This is a genomic window from Sphingobium algorifonticola (assembly GCF_004005485.1).
Taxonomy (GTDB): Bacteria; Pseudomonadota; Alphaproteobacteria; order Sphingomonadales; family Sphingomonadaceae; genus Sphingobium; species Sphingobium algorifonticola.
Map to the genome: position 1 here is coordinate 114,713 of NZ_RZUL01000002.1, position 16,175 is coordinate 130,887.

Consider the following 16,175-nt stretch of genomic DNA (forward strand, 5'->3'; position numbering starts at 1 on the left):
GCAGCGGACAGCGCCGATCAAGGGCGGCTACATGCCCGCCAGCGTCGCCAGTCCCAGAAAAGCGAAAAAGCCCATCGAATCGGTAATCATCGTCACGAAGATCGAGGAAGCGACGGCCGGGTCCGCGCCCATGCGGTCAAGCGTCAGCGGCACCGCGACACCGGCCAGCCCCGCCGTCACGATATTGGTCAGCATCGCCGCTGCGATCACCGCGCCTAGCTGTGCATTGCCGAAGACGAGACCCACGCCCATGCCGATCACGGCGGCGACGGTGCCACCGTTCAGCACCGCGACGCGGATTTCGCGGATGATCGTGCGCCGGGTGTTCGATGCCGTGATCTGGTTGGTGGCGAGCGCGCGCACCGTAACGGCCATCGTCTGGCTGCCGGCATTGCCGCCGACGCCCGCGACGATCGGCATCAGCGTGGCCAGCGCCACCATCCGCTCGATCGTGCCTTCGAATATGCCGATGATCGTGGAAGCGACCAGCGCGGTGACGAGGTTGGTGAGCAGCCAGCGGACGCGCGCCTTGTAACTGTCGATCACCGGTTCGTTGATGTCGCCGTCGCCTGCGCCGGACAGACGCAATATGTCCTCGCCCGCTTCTTCCTGGACGATGTGCAATATGTCGTCGACGGTAATCATGCCGACCAGCCGCCCGCTCGCGTCTACCACAGCGGCGGAAATGAGCGCATATTTCTGGAAGCGCAGCGCGACTTCCTCCTGGTCCATATCGACCGGGATCAGCGTCTGCTCGCGCTTCATCAGGTCCGCCATGGCGATGCTGCGCGGGCAGGTGAGGATCCAGCTCAACTGGCAGGTGCCGATCGGCTTGTGCGCCGGATCGACGACGAAGATTTCCCAGAAATCGCTGGTCAGGTCGCCGTGGTCGCGCAGATAGTCGATCACCTGGCCGACGGTCATATGTTCGGGCACCGCGACCAGATCGCGCTGCATCAGGCGTCCGGCGGACTCTTCGGGATAGGCGAGCGCGCTTTCGATGGCCGCGCGATCCTCGGGGTCCATGGCATCGAGCACGGCCTGCTGGTCGGCCTCCTCCATGTCCTCGATGATCGCGACGGCATCGTCGGTATCGAGTTCGCGGGCGAACTCCGCCACCTGTTCGGGGCGCAGCGCGTCGATCAGGTCGTCACGGACATAATCGTTCAGTTCCGAAAGCACTTCCGCGCCGACCAGATCGCCCAGCGCCGCCGCCACATCGGCGCGCCGGTCCGACGGGGTCAGCTCCAGCAGGTCGGCGATGTCGGCGGGATGCAGCGGCGACACCAGATCGCGCGCTGCCTCGGCGTCGCCGGCTTCCACGGCGTCCAGAACGGCAGTGACGAAGCCGGGCTTCAGCCGGTCATCCTCGTCATGCTGCGACTCAGCGGCTGCAAGAAGCTCCGCATCGAGGGGATCGATCGCGCCAGGGTCGCTCATCGCCGCCTCCATCGTCTGCCGGTTCACACCTCATTCGCCGTCTTTCGCTGATGCACAATGGAATTGCAAGGACTGGACGGGTTCCAACGCGCCACCTTCCATCCGCAGGCCAAGTCTCTATATGGGCCGCACAACAAATGGCGTGAAAAGGATGTGACCATGGCCGACGAAACTCTTACTCTCACTCTCGACAGCGGCGATGTCGTCATCAAGCTGCGCCCCGATCTCGCGCCCGGCCATGTCGAACGCATCACCACCCTGGCGAAGGAGGGATTCTACGACGGCGTGGTGTTCCATCGCGTGATCCCCGGCTTCATGGCGCAGGGCGGCGATCCGACCGGCACCGGCATGGGCGGATCCAAGCTGCCCGACATCAAGGCGGAGTTCAGCCGCGAGCCGCATGTGCGCGGCGTCTGCTCGATGGCGCGTTCCTCCAACCCGAACAGCGCCAACAGCCAGTTCTTCATCTGTTTCGACGATGCGACGTTCCTGAATGGCCAGTATACGGTCTGGGGCGAAGTGACCGAAGGCATGGACCATGTCGATGCCCTGCCCAAGGGCGAGCCGCCGCGCAGCCCCGGCAAGATCATCAAGGCCGTGGTCGCCTGAAGCCACGCCGGACTTTGCATGGAGCCGTTCCCCGGCCCGCGCCGGGGAACGGGTAACAGCCCTCAGCTCTGTGGATCGGCGGCCTTGTCCGGTTGCGGCCAGGCTCCGATCCGGGCGATATGCCACCGGCGCTGCGCGGTCGTCGATCCCGGCCCATCATTGGCGCGCCGCAGGACCACCGCGCGCAATGCGTAATAAGGTTTGCCGTTCGCTTTCAGCCGGGCGTAGACCTGCACCGGCACCGTGACATAGAGCGATCCCGCCGCGCCTTCCGCCTTGCCCGGCGCGCCGACATTGGCGTGGATTTCGCTAAGCTGCGCAAAATGGGCCGCGAAGCGGGCCGGGTCTTCGCCCGCATGATCGGCGCCGCTGCTACCCAGGCCGTGCGCATCGTCAGGGCTGGGGCTGGGCGCGCAGGTCATTGTCGCGCTGCAGATTCTGACGAACCGTCGGCGCGGGGCCTGGCTGCGCGCGTTGCTCGGGCCGTCCCGCGCCTTCGCGCCGGAACCCTTGTCCTGGCACAGGGGCGGGGCGGTTTTCCCGCCGCCATTGGCGCTCCTGCCCCGCCGGACGTTCCGGCCGTGGTTGGGCGGCACCGTCGCGCGCTTGCCGGTCACGCCCCTGCCAGTCACGGCGCGATCTGTCCCAACCCGGCGCGCCTTGTCCGGGCGTCGCGTCCGTTGCACGGTCGGGTCGGCGATCATAGCCCCGGCTGCGATCGGCCGGGCGTCCGTCACCCGGCCTGCCATCGCCTGGCCTGCCTGCCTCTACTGCGCGGGGACGCCAGTCGTCTCTGCGATCGCGACCGCGCCAGCGATCGCCGTCCCGTCGCCCATCATTACCGCGATATTGCTGGCGGCGCGCTTCCCAATAGTTGCGCTGGCGATCGTCCCAGCGAAACCGCCTGCCGCCGCGATCGAACACATAATAGCCGGTGCCTGGGTAATAGAAGTCGTTGTACCAGCCCCCATAATTGCTCGCCGGTCCATAGAAACCGTCATCATAGCCGCCATAATAGCCAGTGCCGACCGACATGCCGCCATAGCCATAGCCATCGTCATAAGCGCAGGCCGACAGGCCGAGCAGCGGCAGGCACAGCAGCGATACGGTTCGTGGAAGACGGAAAGCCACAGGCTCTCTCCTTGGTTATGATCTTGTTACACGCCAGTAACGCGCGGCGGTTGAATTGGTTGTGAACGGCATCGCCGTTCCTTTTGTCCCGTTCCTTTCAACCACACGACAGTCCGTTCATCGCCCGTCCAGAAACCGTTGCCCGTCGGCAACAAATGGCGTTGCGGGCCGGTTTTTGAGAGATTTTTGCGACGAATGGCGCAACAATTCGCGCAGGCAGGACATTGACCCCCTGCCAGCCGGGACAGTGCATCTTGCCGCCCGCCGCGCCCGCCGGGTCCACACCGCGCGGTCATCACCAGACAATTGCACAAAGGTACTCTTTATGAAGACACTGCTTTTCGCAGCGGCTGCTGCCGCGTCCGTCCTTCCCATGGCCGTACAGGCGCAGGACAATACGGAACGCCGGATCGAACCCTATGTCGGCGTTCTCGGCGGCGTTCATGACTTCGATACCGAAGGCAATGAAGCGGGCATTCCCCCGGTCGGTTATGACGGTCGCCTTGTCCAGGGTGTCGCGGGGGTGAACGTCAATGTCGCAGGTCCGCTGGTCGTCGGCGTCGAGGGTAATGCCGCCAAGGGCGTCTCCGGCGATATCGACTGGGAATATGGCGTTGCGGGCCGGGTTGGCGTGAAGGCCGGCAAGGACAGCATGTTCTTCGGCAAGGTCGGCTATCAGTGGGTCAATTTCGACGCGCTGGGCAACAACAGCCGTGATTTCCACGGCACCACTTATGGTGCCGGTGTGGAGCTTTCGCCGACCGATATCGGTCTTTCGAGCGCGGAACGCAGCAACGTTCGCTTGCGGCTTCAGGCTGACACATTCGGCAATTTCAACTCGATCCGCCCGATGGCCGGTCTGGTCGTGAAATACTGATGAAACGCGTTCCGGGCATGCGGCGAAAGCCTGCACGTCCGGTTTCGGACCGTAGCGATACGGACCGGGGTCCAGGGCGGCGTTGACTGCAACCGCCCTGGATTTCCCGTGTCGCGAATGGCCGATCAGCCGCTGTTGCGCAGCGCCGTGGCGATGGCGTTGATCGAAAGCTCGATACCTTCCTTGATCCTGGGATCGTCCTCTCCAGCGCGATGACGCTTGAGCAGCTCGATCTGCAACAGGTTCAACGGCTCGATATAGGGCAGGCGCAGCCGGATCGATGTCTCCAGCGTCGGATTTTTCTCCAGCAGCCGCGACTGCCCGGTCAGCGCAAGAAGGCCGTCATGTGTGCGGCTCCACCCATCGGCAATGCGGCCGAATATGCCCTCTGCCGCCGCCTGATCCTGCACCAGCGGCAGATAGCGACGGGCGATACCAAGGTCCGATTTCGCCAGGACCATTTCCAGATTGGCCATCGCCGACCGGAAGAAGGGCCATGTTGCCGCCATGTCGGCGAGCAGCGCCTTGTCCTCGAAATCCGACAAAGCATGGCCCACGCCATACCAGCCGGGCAGCATGACGCGTGCCTGCGCCCAGCTGAATACCCAGGGAATGGCGCGCAGATCCTCGATCCGGGTGCTTTTGGTGCGGCTGGCGGGGCGCGATCCGATCTTGAGGCCCGCGATTTCCTGGATCGGCGTCAGTTCGCGGAAGAACTCCTTGAACCCGTCCGTTCCGTAGACCAGGTCGCGATAGGCCGTGAACGCGCCGTGCGAAATGCGGTCCATTGCCGTTGCGAAACGGGCGGCATCGCGATCGGACAGCGCCTCCGGTTCCAGGCTGGCAAGTAACGTGGCGCTGGTCATCGCTTCCAGATTGACGGCGGCCACGTCCCGTGTGCCGAACTTGGCGGCAATGATTTCGCCCTGCTCCGTCACGCGGATGCGGCCCTGCACCGTGCCGGGGGGCTGGGCGCGGATCGCCGCGAAGGCACTGCCGCCGCCACGCCCCACGGCCCCGCCGCGCCCGTGAAAAAGCTGAATTGCCGTCCCGGCTTGCGCAAACACCGGCTCAAGAGCCTTGCTGGCCTGATGCAGGCCCCAGGTGGAGGTGAGGTAGCCGCCGTCCTTGTTGCTGTCCGAATAGCCGATCATCACTTCCTGATGGCCCCGCGCGGTGACGATCGCCGCGATTTCGGGCAGGCCGAAATAGGCGGCCATCACCTTGGGCGCGGCCTCAAGGTCGGCAATCGTCTCGAAGAGCGGCACCGCCATGATCGCGGCCTGGGGCGATGCCCCGTCGGTTCCCGCGCGCCACAGCCCGGCTTCTTTCAGGATGATGTTGACTTCGAGAAGGTCGGAAACGCTTTCCGCCTTGCTGATGATATAATGGGTGATGCTCTGCGAGCCGTAGGTGCGATGCGCCTGTGCGGCGGCATGCACGATCGCCAGTTCCGAGGTCGTTTCCTCGCCATAGACGGCAAAGCGCGATCCCAGCGGGCGGTTCGTCGACAATTCCCGCCGCAGCAGGGCGATGCGCGCATATTCGTCCAGCGCGCCATAATCCGCCTCGACGCCCGCCTGATTCAGCAACTCGGCGACGACGCGCTCATGCACGTCGCTGTTCTGCCGCATGTCGAGCGTGGCGAGGTGGAAACCGAATGTCTCGACCGCGCGGATGAGTCGGCCCAGCGCCCCGCCGGTCGCCAGCGCGCCGTCGCCTTCGCTCGCCAGGCCCTGCGCGATGATGACGAGATCGCGGCGCAGCGCCGACGGATCGCCATAAGGGTCGGCGGGTAGTACCGAGGGCCGCGGTGCCGCCTTGCCGGTCAGCGCCAGATGCGTGGCGCACAGCCGCGCGTAAATGCCCGCGATCGCCCGGCGATAGGGCTCGTCCTTGCGGCTTGGCGCGTTGTCGCCGCTGCGTTCGGCCAGATCGAGCACCGCCTGCGGAACATGTGCCAGCTCGGTCGATACCGAAAGCTCCGCCCCCAGGGCATGAACGGCATCGAGATAATGGCCGATTGCCGCCTCGCAGCCGCGGGCGAGGGCGAATCGCAGCTGGTCCGCCTGAACATTCGGGTTGCCGTCCCGGTCGCCACCGATCCAGCTTCCCACGCGCAGGAAGCTCTGCGGGCGCGCGCCCAGCACCCGCTCCCATTTGGCGTAGAGCGCAGGCAGGACGGGCAGGAAGCTGTCACGGAAATAGGCAAGGACATTCTCGATCTCGTCCTGCACATACAGGCGCTCGCGCCGCAGCGGGCGCGTCTGCCACAGCAGCGCGATCTGCCGCGCTATCGCCTCCTCGATCTTCTCGCCATTGTCCGTTTCGGCGCGTCCGCTGTCCATCAGCAGCATCAGGTCGGCAATGCGGTTCTTGTGATCGATCATGCTCTTGCGCCGCACTTCGGTGGGGTGCGCGGTCAGCACGGGCACGATCAGCGCACGTTCGAGCAGGGCCAGCACCGCTTCCTTCGCGATCCCGTGGGCCTCCAGCGCGGCGACGGCGGAGGCGAGATCGGCACCCGGCTCCGCCGTGATGCCCTGCCGGTCTTCGGCCAGATTGGCGAGCATCGAAAACAGCATGAAGCCGCGTACGAACGCCAGAGTGTCGTCCAGGCTCAGCGCATCCAGCCCGGTATCGACCAGGTCGGCACCGGCAACCCCGCGCGCGCGATCGACGGACGCGGAGCGGATATACTCCGTCTGCCGGTAGAGCTTTTCCCCGCCATAGGCGCGGATGACATCGCCGAGCAGGCGCCCCAGAAAGCGGATGTCGGGATTTTGCGTGATGGGAGGAAAGCTGGCCATGCGGCGATGCTGCATTGCAACAGAGATCGGGTCAAGAGCCTTCCGCGCGTCAGGCGGCTTTCAGCGTATCGATCATCCGGGCGAACTCGGCCTGCAATGTTTCCGCCCGTTCGCGCACGACCGATCCACTGTGCCGGGTGCGCCGTGCGGCAACCGCCACTTCGGCCAGCGACCGCCCGATCGTGCCGACGGCTTCGTCGGCGGCATGGGCGTGCAGCGCGACGCCGTGCGAGGTCTGCTGGATTTCGGTGGCGGCGGCGAGTTGCTGCTGCACCGCTGCCGACGCCGCGCCGATCGATTCGGCCAGCTGGCCCAAGGTGCGGTCGACCGATCCCACCAGGTCGCAGGTCGCGGCCGCCGCGCTTTCCACACCGGCCACGCGATGATGAATGGCGCGCGTCGTCTGTGCGGTCTGCCCGGCCAGTGCCTTGACTTCGTTGGCGACCACGACGAACCCGCGCCCGGCCTCGCCCGCGCGGGCCGCCTCGATCGTGGCGTTGAGCGCCAGCAGATTTGTCTGTCCGGTGATTTCGGCGATCAGATTGGCGGCATCGTTGATCGAACCGACATGATGCAGCAGATTGTCGTTCGCGTCGCGCGCGTTGGCGGACTGGCGACTGGCGCTGTCCGCCGCGTCGCGGATTTCCGCGGTCGCGCGGCTGATGTCGCTGATGGACCGGGTCAGCTCGTCGATCGTGCTGGCGATGGCGCGGGCGGCCTGCGTCGTTTCGCGTGACCGGTCGACGACGATCGTCGCCTGCCGCTGCTGCATGTCGATGCTGCCCAGCGTCTGGTCGGCATTGCGTTCCAGGTCGGTTGCGGTTTCCAGAAGCTGCGCGACCAGACTGGTCATCGATTGTTCGAGCGCGGCGGCCACCTGGCGGCTCTGCGCGCGCAGTTCCTGCTCGTGCTTGTGCTGCGCGGCCGCCTGCTGCTTGGCGCCCTGCGCCACTTCGCGGCGCGCGTTTTCCGCATCCGCCAGCGCCGCCGTCGCCGCCAGCGCCGCATGATTGGCATCGGCGGCGGACTGGCGCGCCGCCGCGCTTTCGCCGCGCAGCGCGAGATGCGCGCGGTAAAGCTGGCGGATCAGAAATGCCGACAAGGCGGCGCATAGAATGAGCGCGATCAGGACGAGCGGCAGAATGTCGAGCAGCGCCGACCAGCCCGCCCGTACGCGCAGCCACTCGATTCGCCCCAGGAACGTGCCGTGCGGACCGGTGATATCGACATGCTGCCAGTCATCCTCGTCACCGCCGCGCGACCAGCGGATCGACTGGAGGCCGTGATTTTCGCCGACATGGGCGATGATCGGATCGGTCAGTTCCTCGATCAGCACCAGATAGCGCGCCGGTGCCGCGCGATCGTCGGGCTGCGTCTCCCACGGCACGATTCCCATTGCCGCCACGACCGCAGGCCGCCCTTCGAACTGCGCAAACTGCGCCACCCCGCGCGTCTTCCGCATCGCCTGCCCCACGGTGCGCGGCAGATTGGGCAGCAGATGGCGCACCGCCTCCGGGGCGGCGCTGCGCAGGTCGGGCGGCATGCGCGGCCCCGCAAAGCCCTTGCCCCGGCTGGCGAACAGGGTGTTGCCGCGATCGTCGATCACATAGCTGTGGAGATCGGTATAAAGGAGGTTGCTGTTGACCCAGGGCCGGTCGATGCCGCGGTAGACGGCGCGATAGGCATCGTCCCAGCGGGCGGCGGCGGAGACCGAATCGAGCGTCGCATCCTGTTCGCGCTTCACCGCGCCCAGCACCATGCGCTCCATATAGCGCGCCGAATTGCTGTCCATCTGCTGTGTCAGCAGCATGATAAGCAATCCCGCGCTGGACAGCAGCAACGCGATCAGTGCGATCAGCGGCACCATGGTGCGTGCCAGCGGATGCGCAAGCCATTCGGCCAGGCGCCATTCGCGCGGACCAATGGTCCGCCCGCGGCGCGCGATACGATCCAGATGATGTGTCAGGCGCGTCATAATCGTGCAGGGTTAATGCCTATCCGTTGAGAAAAGATGAGCGGCGGCGTGGTGGTGCCGATGCTGCCCCTTGCCTGTCCGCCACTCGATGGGCCATGGCGAGCGGGTGACCGCGGAAATCGAAATCGGAACCGACAGCGCAGGCAATGCCGTGCGCATGGATGTCGAGGAACTGCTCGCGACCCGGCTGCTGGTGCAGGGCAACAGCGGGTCGGGGAAATCGCATCTGCTGCGCCGCCTGCTGGAGGAAAGCGCGACGCTGGTGCAGCAGATCGTGATCGATCCGGAAGGTGATTTCGTGACGCTGGCGGACCGTTTCGATCATGTCGCGATCGATGCCGGTGCCTATAGCGAGCGGGAGATTGCGGCGCTCGGCGCGCGCATCCGGGAACATCGCGCCTCGGTCGTGCTCAGCCTGGAGGCGCTTGAGGTCGATGCGCAGATGAAGGCGGCGGCGCTGTTCCTCAACGCACTGTTCGATGCGCCGCGCGACCACTGGTATCCGGCGCTGGTCGTGGTGGACGAGGCGCAGATGTTCGCGCCTGCGGCCGCTGGGGACGTGTCGGAGGATGCGCGGCGCGTCTCGCTGGCGGCGATGACAAACCTGATGTGCCGGGGGCGCAAGCGCGGCCTTGCCGGGGTGATCGCGACGCAGCGGCTGGCGAAACTCGCCAAGAATGTCGCGGCGGAGGCGAGCAATTTCCTGATGGGGCGCACCTTCCTCGACATCGATATGGCCCGCGCCGCCGACCTGCTAGGCATGGAGCGGCGGCAGGCGGAGCAGATCCGCGATCTCGAGCGAGGACGCTTCCTCGCGCTGGGTCCGGCGATCTGCCGCCGCCCCGTCTCGGTGAAGATCGGCCCGGTTCTCACCAGCACCCGCACGGGCACGCACAGCCTGCTGCCGTTGCCCAAGGCGCAGGGGGGCGAGGCCGTGCAGGCCATGCTGTTTGCCGAGATGGACGCCGATGCGCCGCCGCCGCGCGCGGAGCCCAAGCCGCGGGCGATCGCGGCGGAGGCGCTGATCCGCAGCTTTGCCGGACCGGACCTGTCGATCCCCGCCGCCCGTCCGGAAGCGATGCAGCCCGATGTGGGGGATATCGAGGCCGCCGTCATCGCAGTGCTCAAGGAAATGATTGCCGATCCCGGCAGTGCATTTCAGTCGCCCGCCGTGCTGTATCAGGATTTCACGGTGCGCTGCCGCATGCACCGGCTGACGCAGGTGCCGCTTGATCTGGTCGCTTTCCGTCGTCGCTTCGCCATGGCGCGGGCAGGGATGTTCGACGCGCATGATCCGCGCTGGGACGGCGCGCTGCGGGTCGGCGATCGCCTGCCGGACGATATGCTCGCGCCCTTTCTGATGATCGCCCGTGCGGCGCTGGCCGGTGATCCCTGCCCGGATGACGATGCGCTGGCGCGGGCCTATGGCACCAGCTCGCCGGGGCGGGTGCGGCGGCTGATCGACTATATGGAGAAACAGGGGGTCATCGTCGCGCGGACCGATTTCGGCGGGCGGCGGTCGATCGGCGTGCCGGAACTGGGGCAGAGCACGGCGGCGGCGGAGGGGTGATGCTATCTCTTGTTCCCCGGCGAACGCCGGGGTCCAGAGTCGCAAGGCGCTGTACTTTGTTGCCCTGGACCCCTGCTTTTGCAGGGGAACGTGCCGTGCGTACTGCTCATCGCATCTTGGTATGACCCTATCTCGTCACCCCAGCGAAGGCTGGGGTCTTCAGCGATAGAGAGCGACCTTTCCGCACGAGACCCTAGCCTTCGCTGGGGTGACGCGTTTAGCTACTTACACGGATAGCGTTTTTTCATCATCGCGTAGAAGGCGTCCTTCACGCTGATGCGGCTGCGTTGCGCGGCGGGGATTTTGTTGAACTCAGCCATCACATCGTCGCTGCTTACCGCACCCTTGCCCCTGGGCGGCGGGCAGCTGTGCGCGGGCTGACCGGTCTTTTGGCCGGCCTCTATGTCCGCCCGATAGGCTGCCGATACGGTTTTCATCTCGGTGCGCAACAGGCCGACATCGGGCGACATCATCGCCATCATGCCCTTGGCCTTCAGCGCCTCCGCCTTTGTCAGGAACGCCTCCACAGTCATGGCCTGTGCGGACGAGACGGAGACGGCAAGGAGCAGGGCAGCGGCGAGTGGTTTACGCATGGAAGGCTTCCGAAAGGGGAAGAGCATATCACTATTGTTCCCCGGCTTTCGCAGGGGAACGGGGACAAGCAATTACGCGCCTTGTGGGGCCGGATCGCCGAAGGGGCCCTTGCGCCGCCGCGTCTTGGGAATGGCGGTGCCGGCTGCGGGGATCGACGACGGCTTGATCGTCGTGCCGTCCTCGCGGGTGATCTCGCCCTTGTCGAGCAGGGTCTTGATTTCCTCGCCGCTCAGCGTCTCATATTCCAGCATCGCGTTGGCGAGCAGATGCAACTGGTCCTCATGCTTCGTCAGCAATTCCTTGGCCCGGTTATACCCCTGCTCGACCAGCGACCGGATTTCCTTGTCGATCAGCTTGGCTGTCTCATCGGACATGTGGACGCGCTGGCTCTGCGAATAGCCCAGGAACGTTTCGCCCTGCTGCTCTTCATATTGCAGCGGCCCCAGCTTTTCCGACATGCCCCATTGCGTCACCATGTCGCGCGCCAGCTTGGTGGCATATTGGATGTCGCTCGATGCGCCGGAGGACACCTTGTCATGGCCGAAGATCACTTCCTCCGCCACGCGCCCGCCCATGGCGACCGCCATGTTCGCATGCATCTTGTCGCGGTGATAGCTGTAGCTGTCGCGTTCCGGCAGGCGCATCACCATGCCCAGCGCACGGCCGCGCGGGATGATCGTCGCCTTGTGGATCGGATCGGACGCCGGTTCGTGGACAGACACGATGGCATGGCCGGCCTCATGATAGGCCGTCATCTTCTTCTCATCGTCGGTCATGACCATGGAGCGGCGTTCCGCGCCCATCATCACCTTGTCCTTGGCCGATTCGAACTCGTCCATCGCGACCAGACGCTTGCCGCGCCGTGCCGCCATCAGCGCCGCCTCGTTGACGAGATTGGCAAGGTCTGCACCGGAAAAGCCCGGCGTGCCGCGCGCGATGGTGCGGGCGTTGACATCGGGCGCCAGCGGCACCTTCTTCATGTGCACGGCCAAAATCTTCTCGCGGCCCTCGATATCGGGACGGGGGACGACGACCTGACGGTCGAAGCGGCCGGGACGGAGCAACGCGGGATCGAGCACGTCGGGGCGGTTGGTCGCCGCGACGATGATGATGCCTTCGTTCGCCTCGAATCCGTCCATCTCGACCAGCAACTGGTTGAGCGTCTGTTCGCGCTCGTCATTGCCATTGCCCAGGCCTGCACCGCGATGGCGGCCCACGGCGTCGATTTCGTCGATGAAAACGATGCAGGGCGCATTCTTCTTCGCCTGCTCGAACATGTCGCGCACGCGGCTCGCACCCACGCCGACGAACATTTCCACGAAGTCGGAGCCCGAAATGGTGAAGAACGGCACGCCCGCCTCGCCTGCGATGGCGCGGGCAAGGAGCGTCTTGCCGGTGCCGGGTGATCCGACCAGCAGCGCGCCCTTCGGAATCTTGCCGCCCAGCCGGGCGAACTTCGTCGGGTCCTTCAGAAACTCGACGATTTCCTCCAGCTCCTCGCGCGCCTCGTCGATACCCGCGACATCCTGAAAGGTCACGCGGCCGTGCTTTTCGGTCAGCAGCTTCGCCTTCGACTTGCCGAAGCCCATGGCACCGCCCGCGCCGCCACCCTTCTGCATCTGGCGCAGCACGAAAAAGGCGATGCCAAGGATGAGGATGAACGGCAGCGACTGATAGAGCATGATCTGCCAGAAGCTCGGGCCCTGTTCCGCCTGGCCGCTGTACTTGACGCCATAATCATCCAGCAAGGCAGGCAGGCCGGGATCGACGACGGGCGTGGTGGAGAAGCGCTGGTCATTGGTCAGCGTGCCGGTGATCCGGTCGGGCGCGACGGCCACTTCCTTCACCTGGCCGTCCTGCACCTTCTGCCGGAACTCGGAATAGGCGATGCCCGTACCCGCACCTGCGCCGCGCGGGCTGTCGAAGATCGACACGAACAGAAGCAGGGCAACGATGACGCCTGCCCAAATCATCGCGCTCTTGATCCAGGGGTTGCCCTGCGGTTCCTTGTCGTCGTTCATGCTGTCTCGCTTTCCCGTACAAGATAAGGCGTAGGGACCAAATGGCAATATGCCGATGATCACGCCTGCGTCTTGCGGGGCCGATAATGCGCCACAGCGATTGCCGAAGAATGAACGCGCGTGCAATCCAACGAAGTTGCGGATGTTGCAGCGTTGAAACCCGCAGATTTTCGCGATTTCATGATTTTCGTGTTGGAGCGGCGGCGAGCGTCCATCTGGCCCCGCCATCGATCAGCCAGTCGCCCAGCATCGTCCGTTCGCCCGCATTGAGCTGCACCAGCGCCGCGTCGAGCGCCGCACCGCGCGGCGGCCTGCCCAACGGATCGGCCAGTGCCAGCATGTGCAGCAGCAGGCGGCGCTGTATCTCGCGCGGGAAGGCTGTCTCCGTCAGACTATATCGTTCCGATTCCGTAACGATATGCCGGGCGACGATCTCCGCCACGCACCAGTCCAGCGCCTCCTGCGCATCGGCAAGCGCGGCGGCGCTGCGGCCGGCGGCCACCGGGTCCAGCCAGTCGGCGGTTGCCAGATGCCGACGCAGGGCGGCGCGGTCGAAGCGCGGATCGGCATTGCTCGGATCATCGGCGAAGGGCAGGCCCTGGTCCTGCGCGAGGGCGACGAGTTCGGCCTTGCGCCAGGCGAGCAGCGGACGGGCGATCGTACCGCTGCGCGCGCGCACCCCCGCCAGCCCGCTCACCCCCGATCCCCGGTTGAGCCGCATCAGCAGCGTTTCGAGCTGATCGTCGGCATGATGCGCGGTCAGGACGACATGAAGGCCGCGCTCTGCCCGCCATTGTTCCAGCAGAGCGTAGCGCGCGGCGCGGGCGGCCGACTGGATATTGCCGGTGATCGGCTGGGCGGGGCGCAGGATGGCGTGGGGAATGTCGTGCGCGGCGCACCATGTGGCGACCATCGCTGCTTCGTCGGCCGCGGCGGGGCGCAGGCCGTGATCGACCGTGGCCGCTTCCACGGCAGCCGGGCATGCGGCCTGCGCCAGCCAGAGCAGCGCCATGCTGTCCGGCCCGCCCGATACCGCAACGCCGATGCGGGCGGGCAGGGGGACGAGCCGGGCGAGGTCGGCACGGAAGCGGTCCAGGGTGCTCATATTGCTAGCCCCACTTCGTTCCCCGGCCAAAGCCGGGGTCCAGAGTCCCACAGAGCTGCTCTTCGTTGCCGTGGACCCCGGCTTTCGCCGGGGAACAGGCCCCTCACCGCATCACGCGCATTTGGCGCGTTCGCGGCCCTTGGTCATCATCGCGCGCAAGGTGGCGTTCAGCGTCGCGCCATAGACCTGCTCCAGCTCGCTGTAGACCTTGCAGGCGTCGGCGGGCTTCTTGAGCTGGATCAGCGCCTCGCCCAGCCAGGTCAGGCTGTCCGCCGCGCGATCGCCCTTGGGCCGCTTCTGATAGTTTTCGTAGAAGGCGACCGAAGCGAGCGCAGGCTTGCCATCGTCCAGATAGGCGCGGCCCAGAAGATTGGCGGTGCGGCTGGCGACCGGCGCGGTGCCGAACTTGTCCAGCGTCGCCTTGAGCTGCGTCTGCGCTTCGGGATAGAATTTCGCATCCCACAACCGATAGCCGTAGGTATAGGCGTCCATCGCGAAATCGCCGGTGTCGGGCAATTCGATGGCGGCGACGGCGGCCTTGCGCGCGGCGGCCGCCGCCGGTGTCGCTGCCGCCGTCGTCGTACCGGCGGCCGCTGAGGTCGGCTTGGCGGTCGTCGGCTTCGCCGTCGTGCCTTGCGTCGGCGCTACCGCTGGCGGAGGGCTTGCGGCGGTGGCCAGCTTGGCGTCGGTCTCTGCCTTGTATTTCGCGAAACCATCCTCAAGCTGCTTGAGCTTGAAGCTGTTCTGTTCGACCTGCCCGGTCAGGCTGGCCAGCTGCCCTTCCAGCGCATCGACCCGTGCGATGAGGTCAGACACCGGCGTCGATGCGGGGGTGCCCGGCACCACAGCCGGTGCGGGCGCGCGCGTGATGTCCGGCTCGATCGGGGTGCCGCCGGGGAAGACCTTGCGCTGCACCGCCTTCATTTCCTTTTCGAGCCGGTCCACGCGCACCTGCACCGATGGCGTGTCGGATTGCGCCGATGCCGGGGCCGATGCGAGGGGCGTCAGGGCAAAAAGCAGCGGCAGGAATGCGCAGGATGGGAAAAGGGAACGCATGGCTTTCCTCTCGGCAATGAACGTGCCGTCAACCATAAGGGCTTTGTGACGGGGGTAAAGCAGCTGTTGGCTCTTATTGCGCGACGTTATTGTCGGCAACGGCAGGCGGCGTCGATGCGGCCGTCGGGCGACCCGCGGACGCGGGCGCGGACGCTGCGCTACCCGGCGCAGGTCGTGCCAGCAGCGCCGCCGCGCTGATCGGCACGTCCGCGATCGTCCGTTCGGGCGGACCGAGGGGCGCGACAGTGCGACCGCCGACGGTCACGGCCAGCGCATTGGGCCGTCCGGTCAATATCATCGGATTATTGGCATTGGCGGGCACGGTGAACGTCTCGCCCTTCGCCATCTGCTTTTCCAGCAGGCGCTCACCCGCGCCGTCATAGATGCGCAGCCATACCTCGTCAGTGGCGGTCAACACCACCGGACCTTGCGTCGGCGCGGGGGCGGGTCGGTTCGTCGGTGCGGCCGAGCGCGGCGCGGCCGACGGCGCGTCTGCCGCCTGTTCCACCTGCGCGTCTGTGGGCGGTGTGTACATCTGCGTCCGCCAGACGGTATAGCCGCCAACCAGAATGAGGGCGAGGATCAGCGTCGTCCATGCCAGAGTGCGCGGCGGCACGCGGGCCGGATCGGCCGGCTCGAACATCTCATAGCGCGGCGCGTTGATGACGTCGGCCTCGACCAGCTCACGCCGGACGGCAGCGGCGACGGCAATTTCGTCCGCGTCGATCGCACGGGCATAAGCGCGGGCGAAGCCGATGGCATAGGGCACGCCGGGCAGCGCGGCATAATCATGATCCTCGATGAGCTGAAGCTGACGCACGGGGATGCGCGTGCGCGTCGCCACATCCTGCAGCGACAGGCCTTGCGCCTCGCGCGCCCGGCGCAGAACGTCGCCGGGCCGATCCATGTCCAGCGACCCTTGTTCCATCTCGTTCATCGGTTCCGTCATGCCCCTCTGCCGGGGGCCGCCCATGCGACCTTGCTGGC

The 16,175-nt window shown here is 66.1% G+C and carries 13 protein-coding genes; 3 read left to right on the plus strand and 10 right to left on the minus strand.

The features are described 5' to 3' along the window. Positions 1-27: 27 nt before the first annotated feature. Positions 28-1,440, minus strand: a complete 1,413-nt coding sequence (mgtE, locus tag ENE74_RS05615) for a magnesium transporter (RefSeq protein ID WP_206517652.1) — start codon at positions 1,438-1,440, stop codon at positions 28-30. Between the two features lie 159 nt (positions 1,441-1,599). Between mgtE and ENE74_RS05620 the strand changes: the two genes are divergently transcribed. Beyond that, the gene (locus ENE74_RS05620) at positions 1,600-2,049 is read left to right on the plus strand and encodes a peptidylprolyl isomerase (RefSeq protein ID WP_127689737.1); all 450 of its coding nucleotides are present in this window, start codon (positions 1,600-1,602) and stop codon (positions 2,047-2,049) included. 62 nt (positions 2,050-2,111) lie between these two features. Here the strand turns inward: ENE74_RS05620 and ENE74_RS05625 are convergent, their stop codons facing one another. Both ENE74_RS05625 and ENE74_RS18380 read right to left on the minus strand, forming a co-directional pair. Next, on the minus strand, positions 2,112-2,471 hold the full coding sequence (locus ENE74_RS05625) for a hypothetical protein (RefSeq protein WP_420902562.1): 360 nt from the start codon (positions 2,469-2,471) through the stop codon (positions 2,112-2,114). Then, positions 2,443-3,180 carry a peptidase gene (locus ENE74_RS18380; RefSeq protein WP_206517653.1) on the minus strand — a complete coding sequence of 246 codons (738 nt, stop codon included), beginning with the start codon at positions 3,178-3,180 and terminating at the stop codon, positions 2,443-2,445. Before ENE74_RS18380 ends, ENE74_RS05625 begins: the two co-directional genes overlap by 29 nt. 325 nt (positions 3,181-3,505) lie before the next feature. Here ENE74_RS18380 and ENE74_RS05635 point away from each other — a divergent pair, with 325 nt between their 5' ends. After that, positions 3,506-4,057 (plus strand): outer membrane protein, encoded by a 552-nt coding sequence (locus ENE74_RS05635; RefSeq protein WP_127689739.1) that lies wholly within the window; start codon positions 3,506-3,508, stop codon positions 4,055-4,057. Between the two features lie 125 nt (positions 4,058-4,182). Here ENE74_RS05635 and ppc read toward each other — a convergent pair whose 3' ends face one another. Both ppc and ENE74_RS18640 read right to left on the minus strand, forming a co-directional pair. Beyond that, positions 4,183-6,867 carry a phosphoenolpyruvate carboxylase gene (gene ppc, locus ENE74_RS05640; RefSeq protein ID WP_420902563.1) on the minus strand — a complete coding sequence of 895 codons (2,685 nt, stop codon included), beginning with the start codon at positions 6,865-6,867 and terminating at the stop codon, positions 4,183-4,185. A gap of 49 nt (positions 6,868-6,916) precedes the next feature. Then, entirely contained in the window at positions 6,917-8,842 is a 1,926-nt protein-coding gene (locus tag ENE74_RS18640) for a methyl-accepting chemotaxis protein (RefSeq protein WP_127689742.1), read from the minus strand. 106 nt (positions 8,843-8,948) lie between these two features. Here ENE74_RS18640 and ENE74_RS05650 point away from each other — a divergent pair, with 106 nt between their 5' ends. Beyond that, the gene (locus tag ENE74_RS05650; RefSeq protein WP_127690550.1) at positions 8,949-10,412 is read left to right on the plus strand and encodes a helicase HerA domain-containing protein; all 1,464 of its coding nucleotides are present in this window, start codon (positions 8,949-8,951) and stop codon (positions 10,410-10,412) included. Positions 10,413-10,633: 221 nt separating this feature from the next. Here the strand turns inward: ENE74_RS05650 and ENE74_RS05655 are convergent, their stop codons facing one another. The 5 genes from ENE74_RS05655 to ENE74_RS05675 all read right to left on the minus strand — a co-directional run bounded on the left by ENE74_RS05655 (position 10,634) and on the right by ENE74_RS05675 (position 16,125). Next, entirely contained in the window at positions 10,634-11,005 is a 372-nt protein-coding gene (locus ENE74_RS05655) for a hypothetical protein (protein WP_241241850.1), read from the minus strand. Between the two features lie 72 nt (positions 11,006-11,077). Beyond that, complete coding sequence (ftsH, locus tag ENE74_RS05660) at positions 11,078-13,027, minus strand: ATP-dependent zinc metalloprotease FtsH (RefSeq protein WP_127689744.1); 1,950 nt, start codon at positions 13,025-13,027, stop codon at positions 11,078-11,080. A 178-nt stretch (positions 13,028-13,205) separates the two neighbouring features. Beyond that, positions 13,206-14,132 carry a tRNA lysidine(34) synthetase TilS gene (gene tilS / locus ENE74_RS05665; RefSeq protein ID WP_127689745.1) on the minus strand — a complete coding sequence of 309 codons (927 nt, stop codon included), beginning with the start codon at positions 14,130-14,132 and terminating at the stop codon, positions 13,206-13,208. A 111-nt stretch (positions 14,133-14,243) separates the two neighbouring features. Next, positions 14,244-15,188: a tetratricopeptide repeat protein gene (locus ENE74_RS05670; RefSeq protein ID WP_127689747.1), complete on the minus strand. Its 945-nt coding sequence runs from the start codon at positions 15,186-15,188 to the stop codon at positions 14,244-14,246. 73 nt (positions 15,189-15,261) lie between these two features. Continuing rightward, positions 15,262-16,125, minus strand: a complete 864-nt coding sequence (locus ENE74_RS05675) for a helix-turn-helix domain-containing protein (protein WP_241241851.1) — start codon at positions 16,123-16,125, stop codon at positions 15,262-15,264. Between the last annotated feature and the right edge of the window lie 50 nt (positions 16,126-16,175).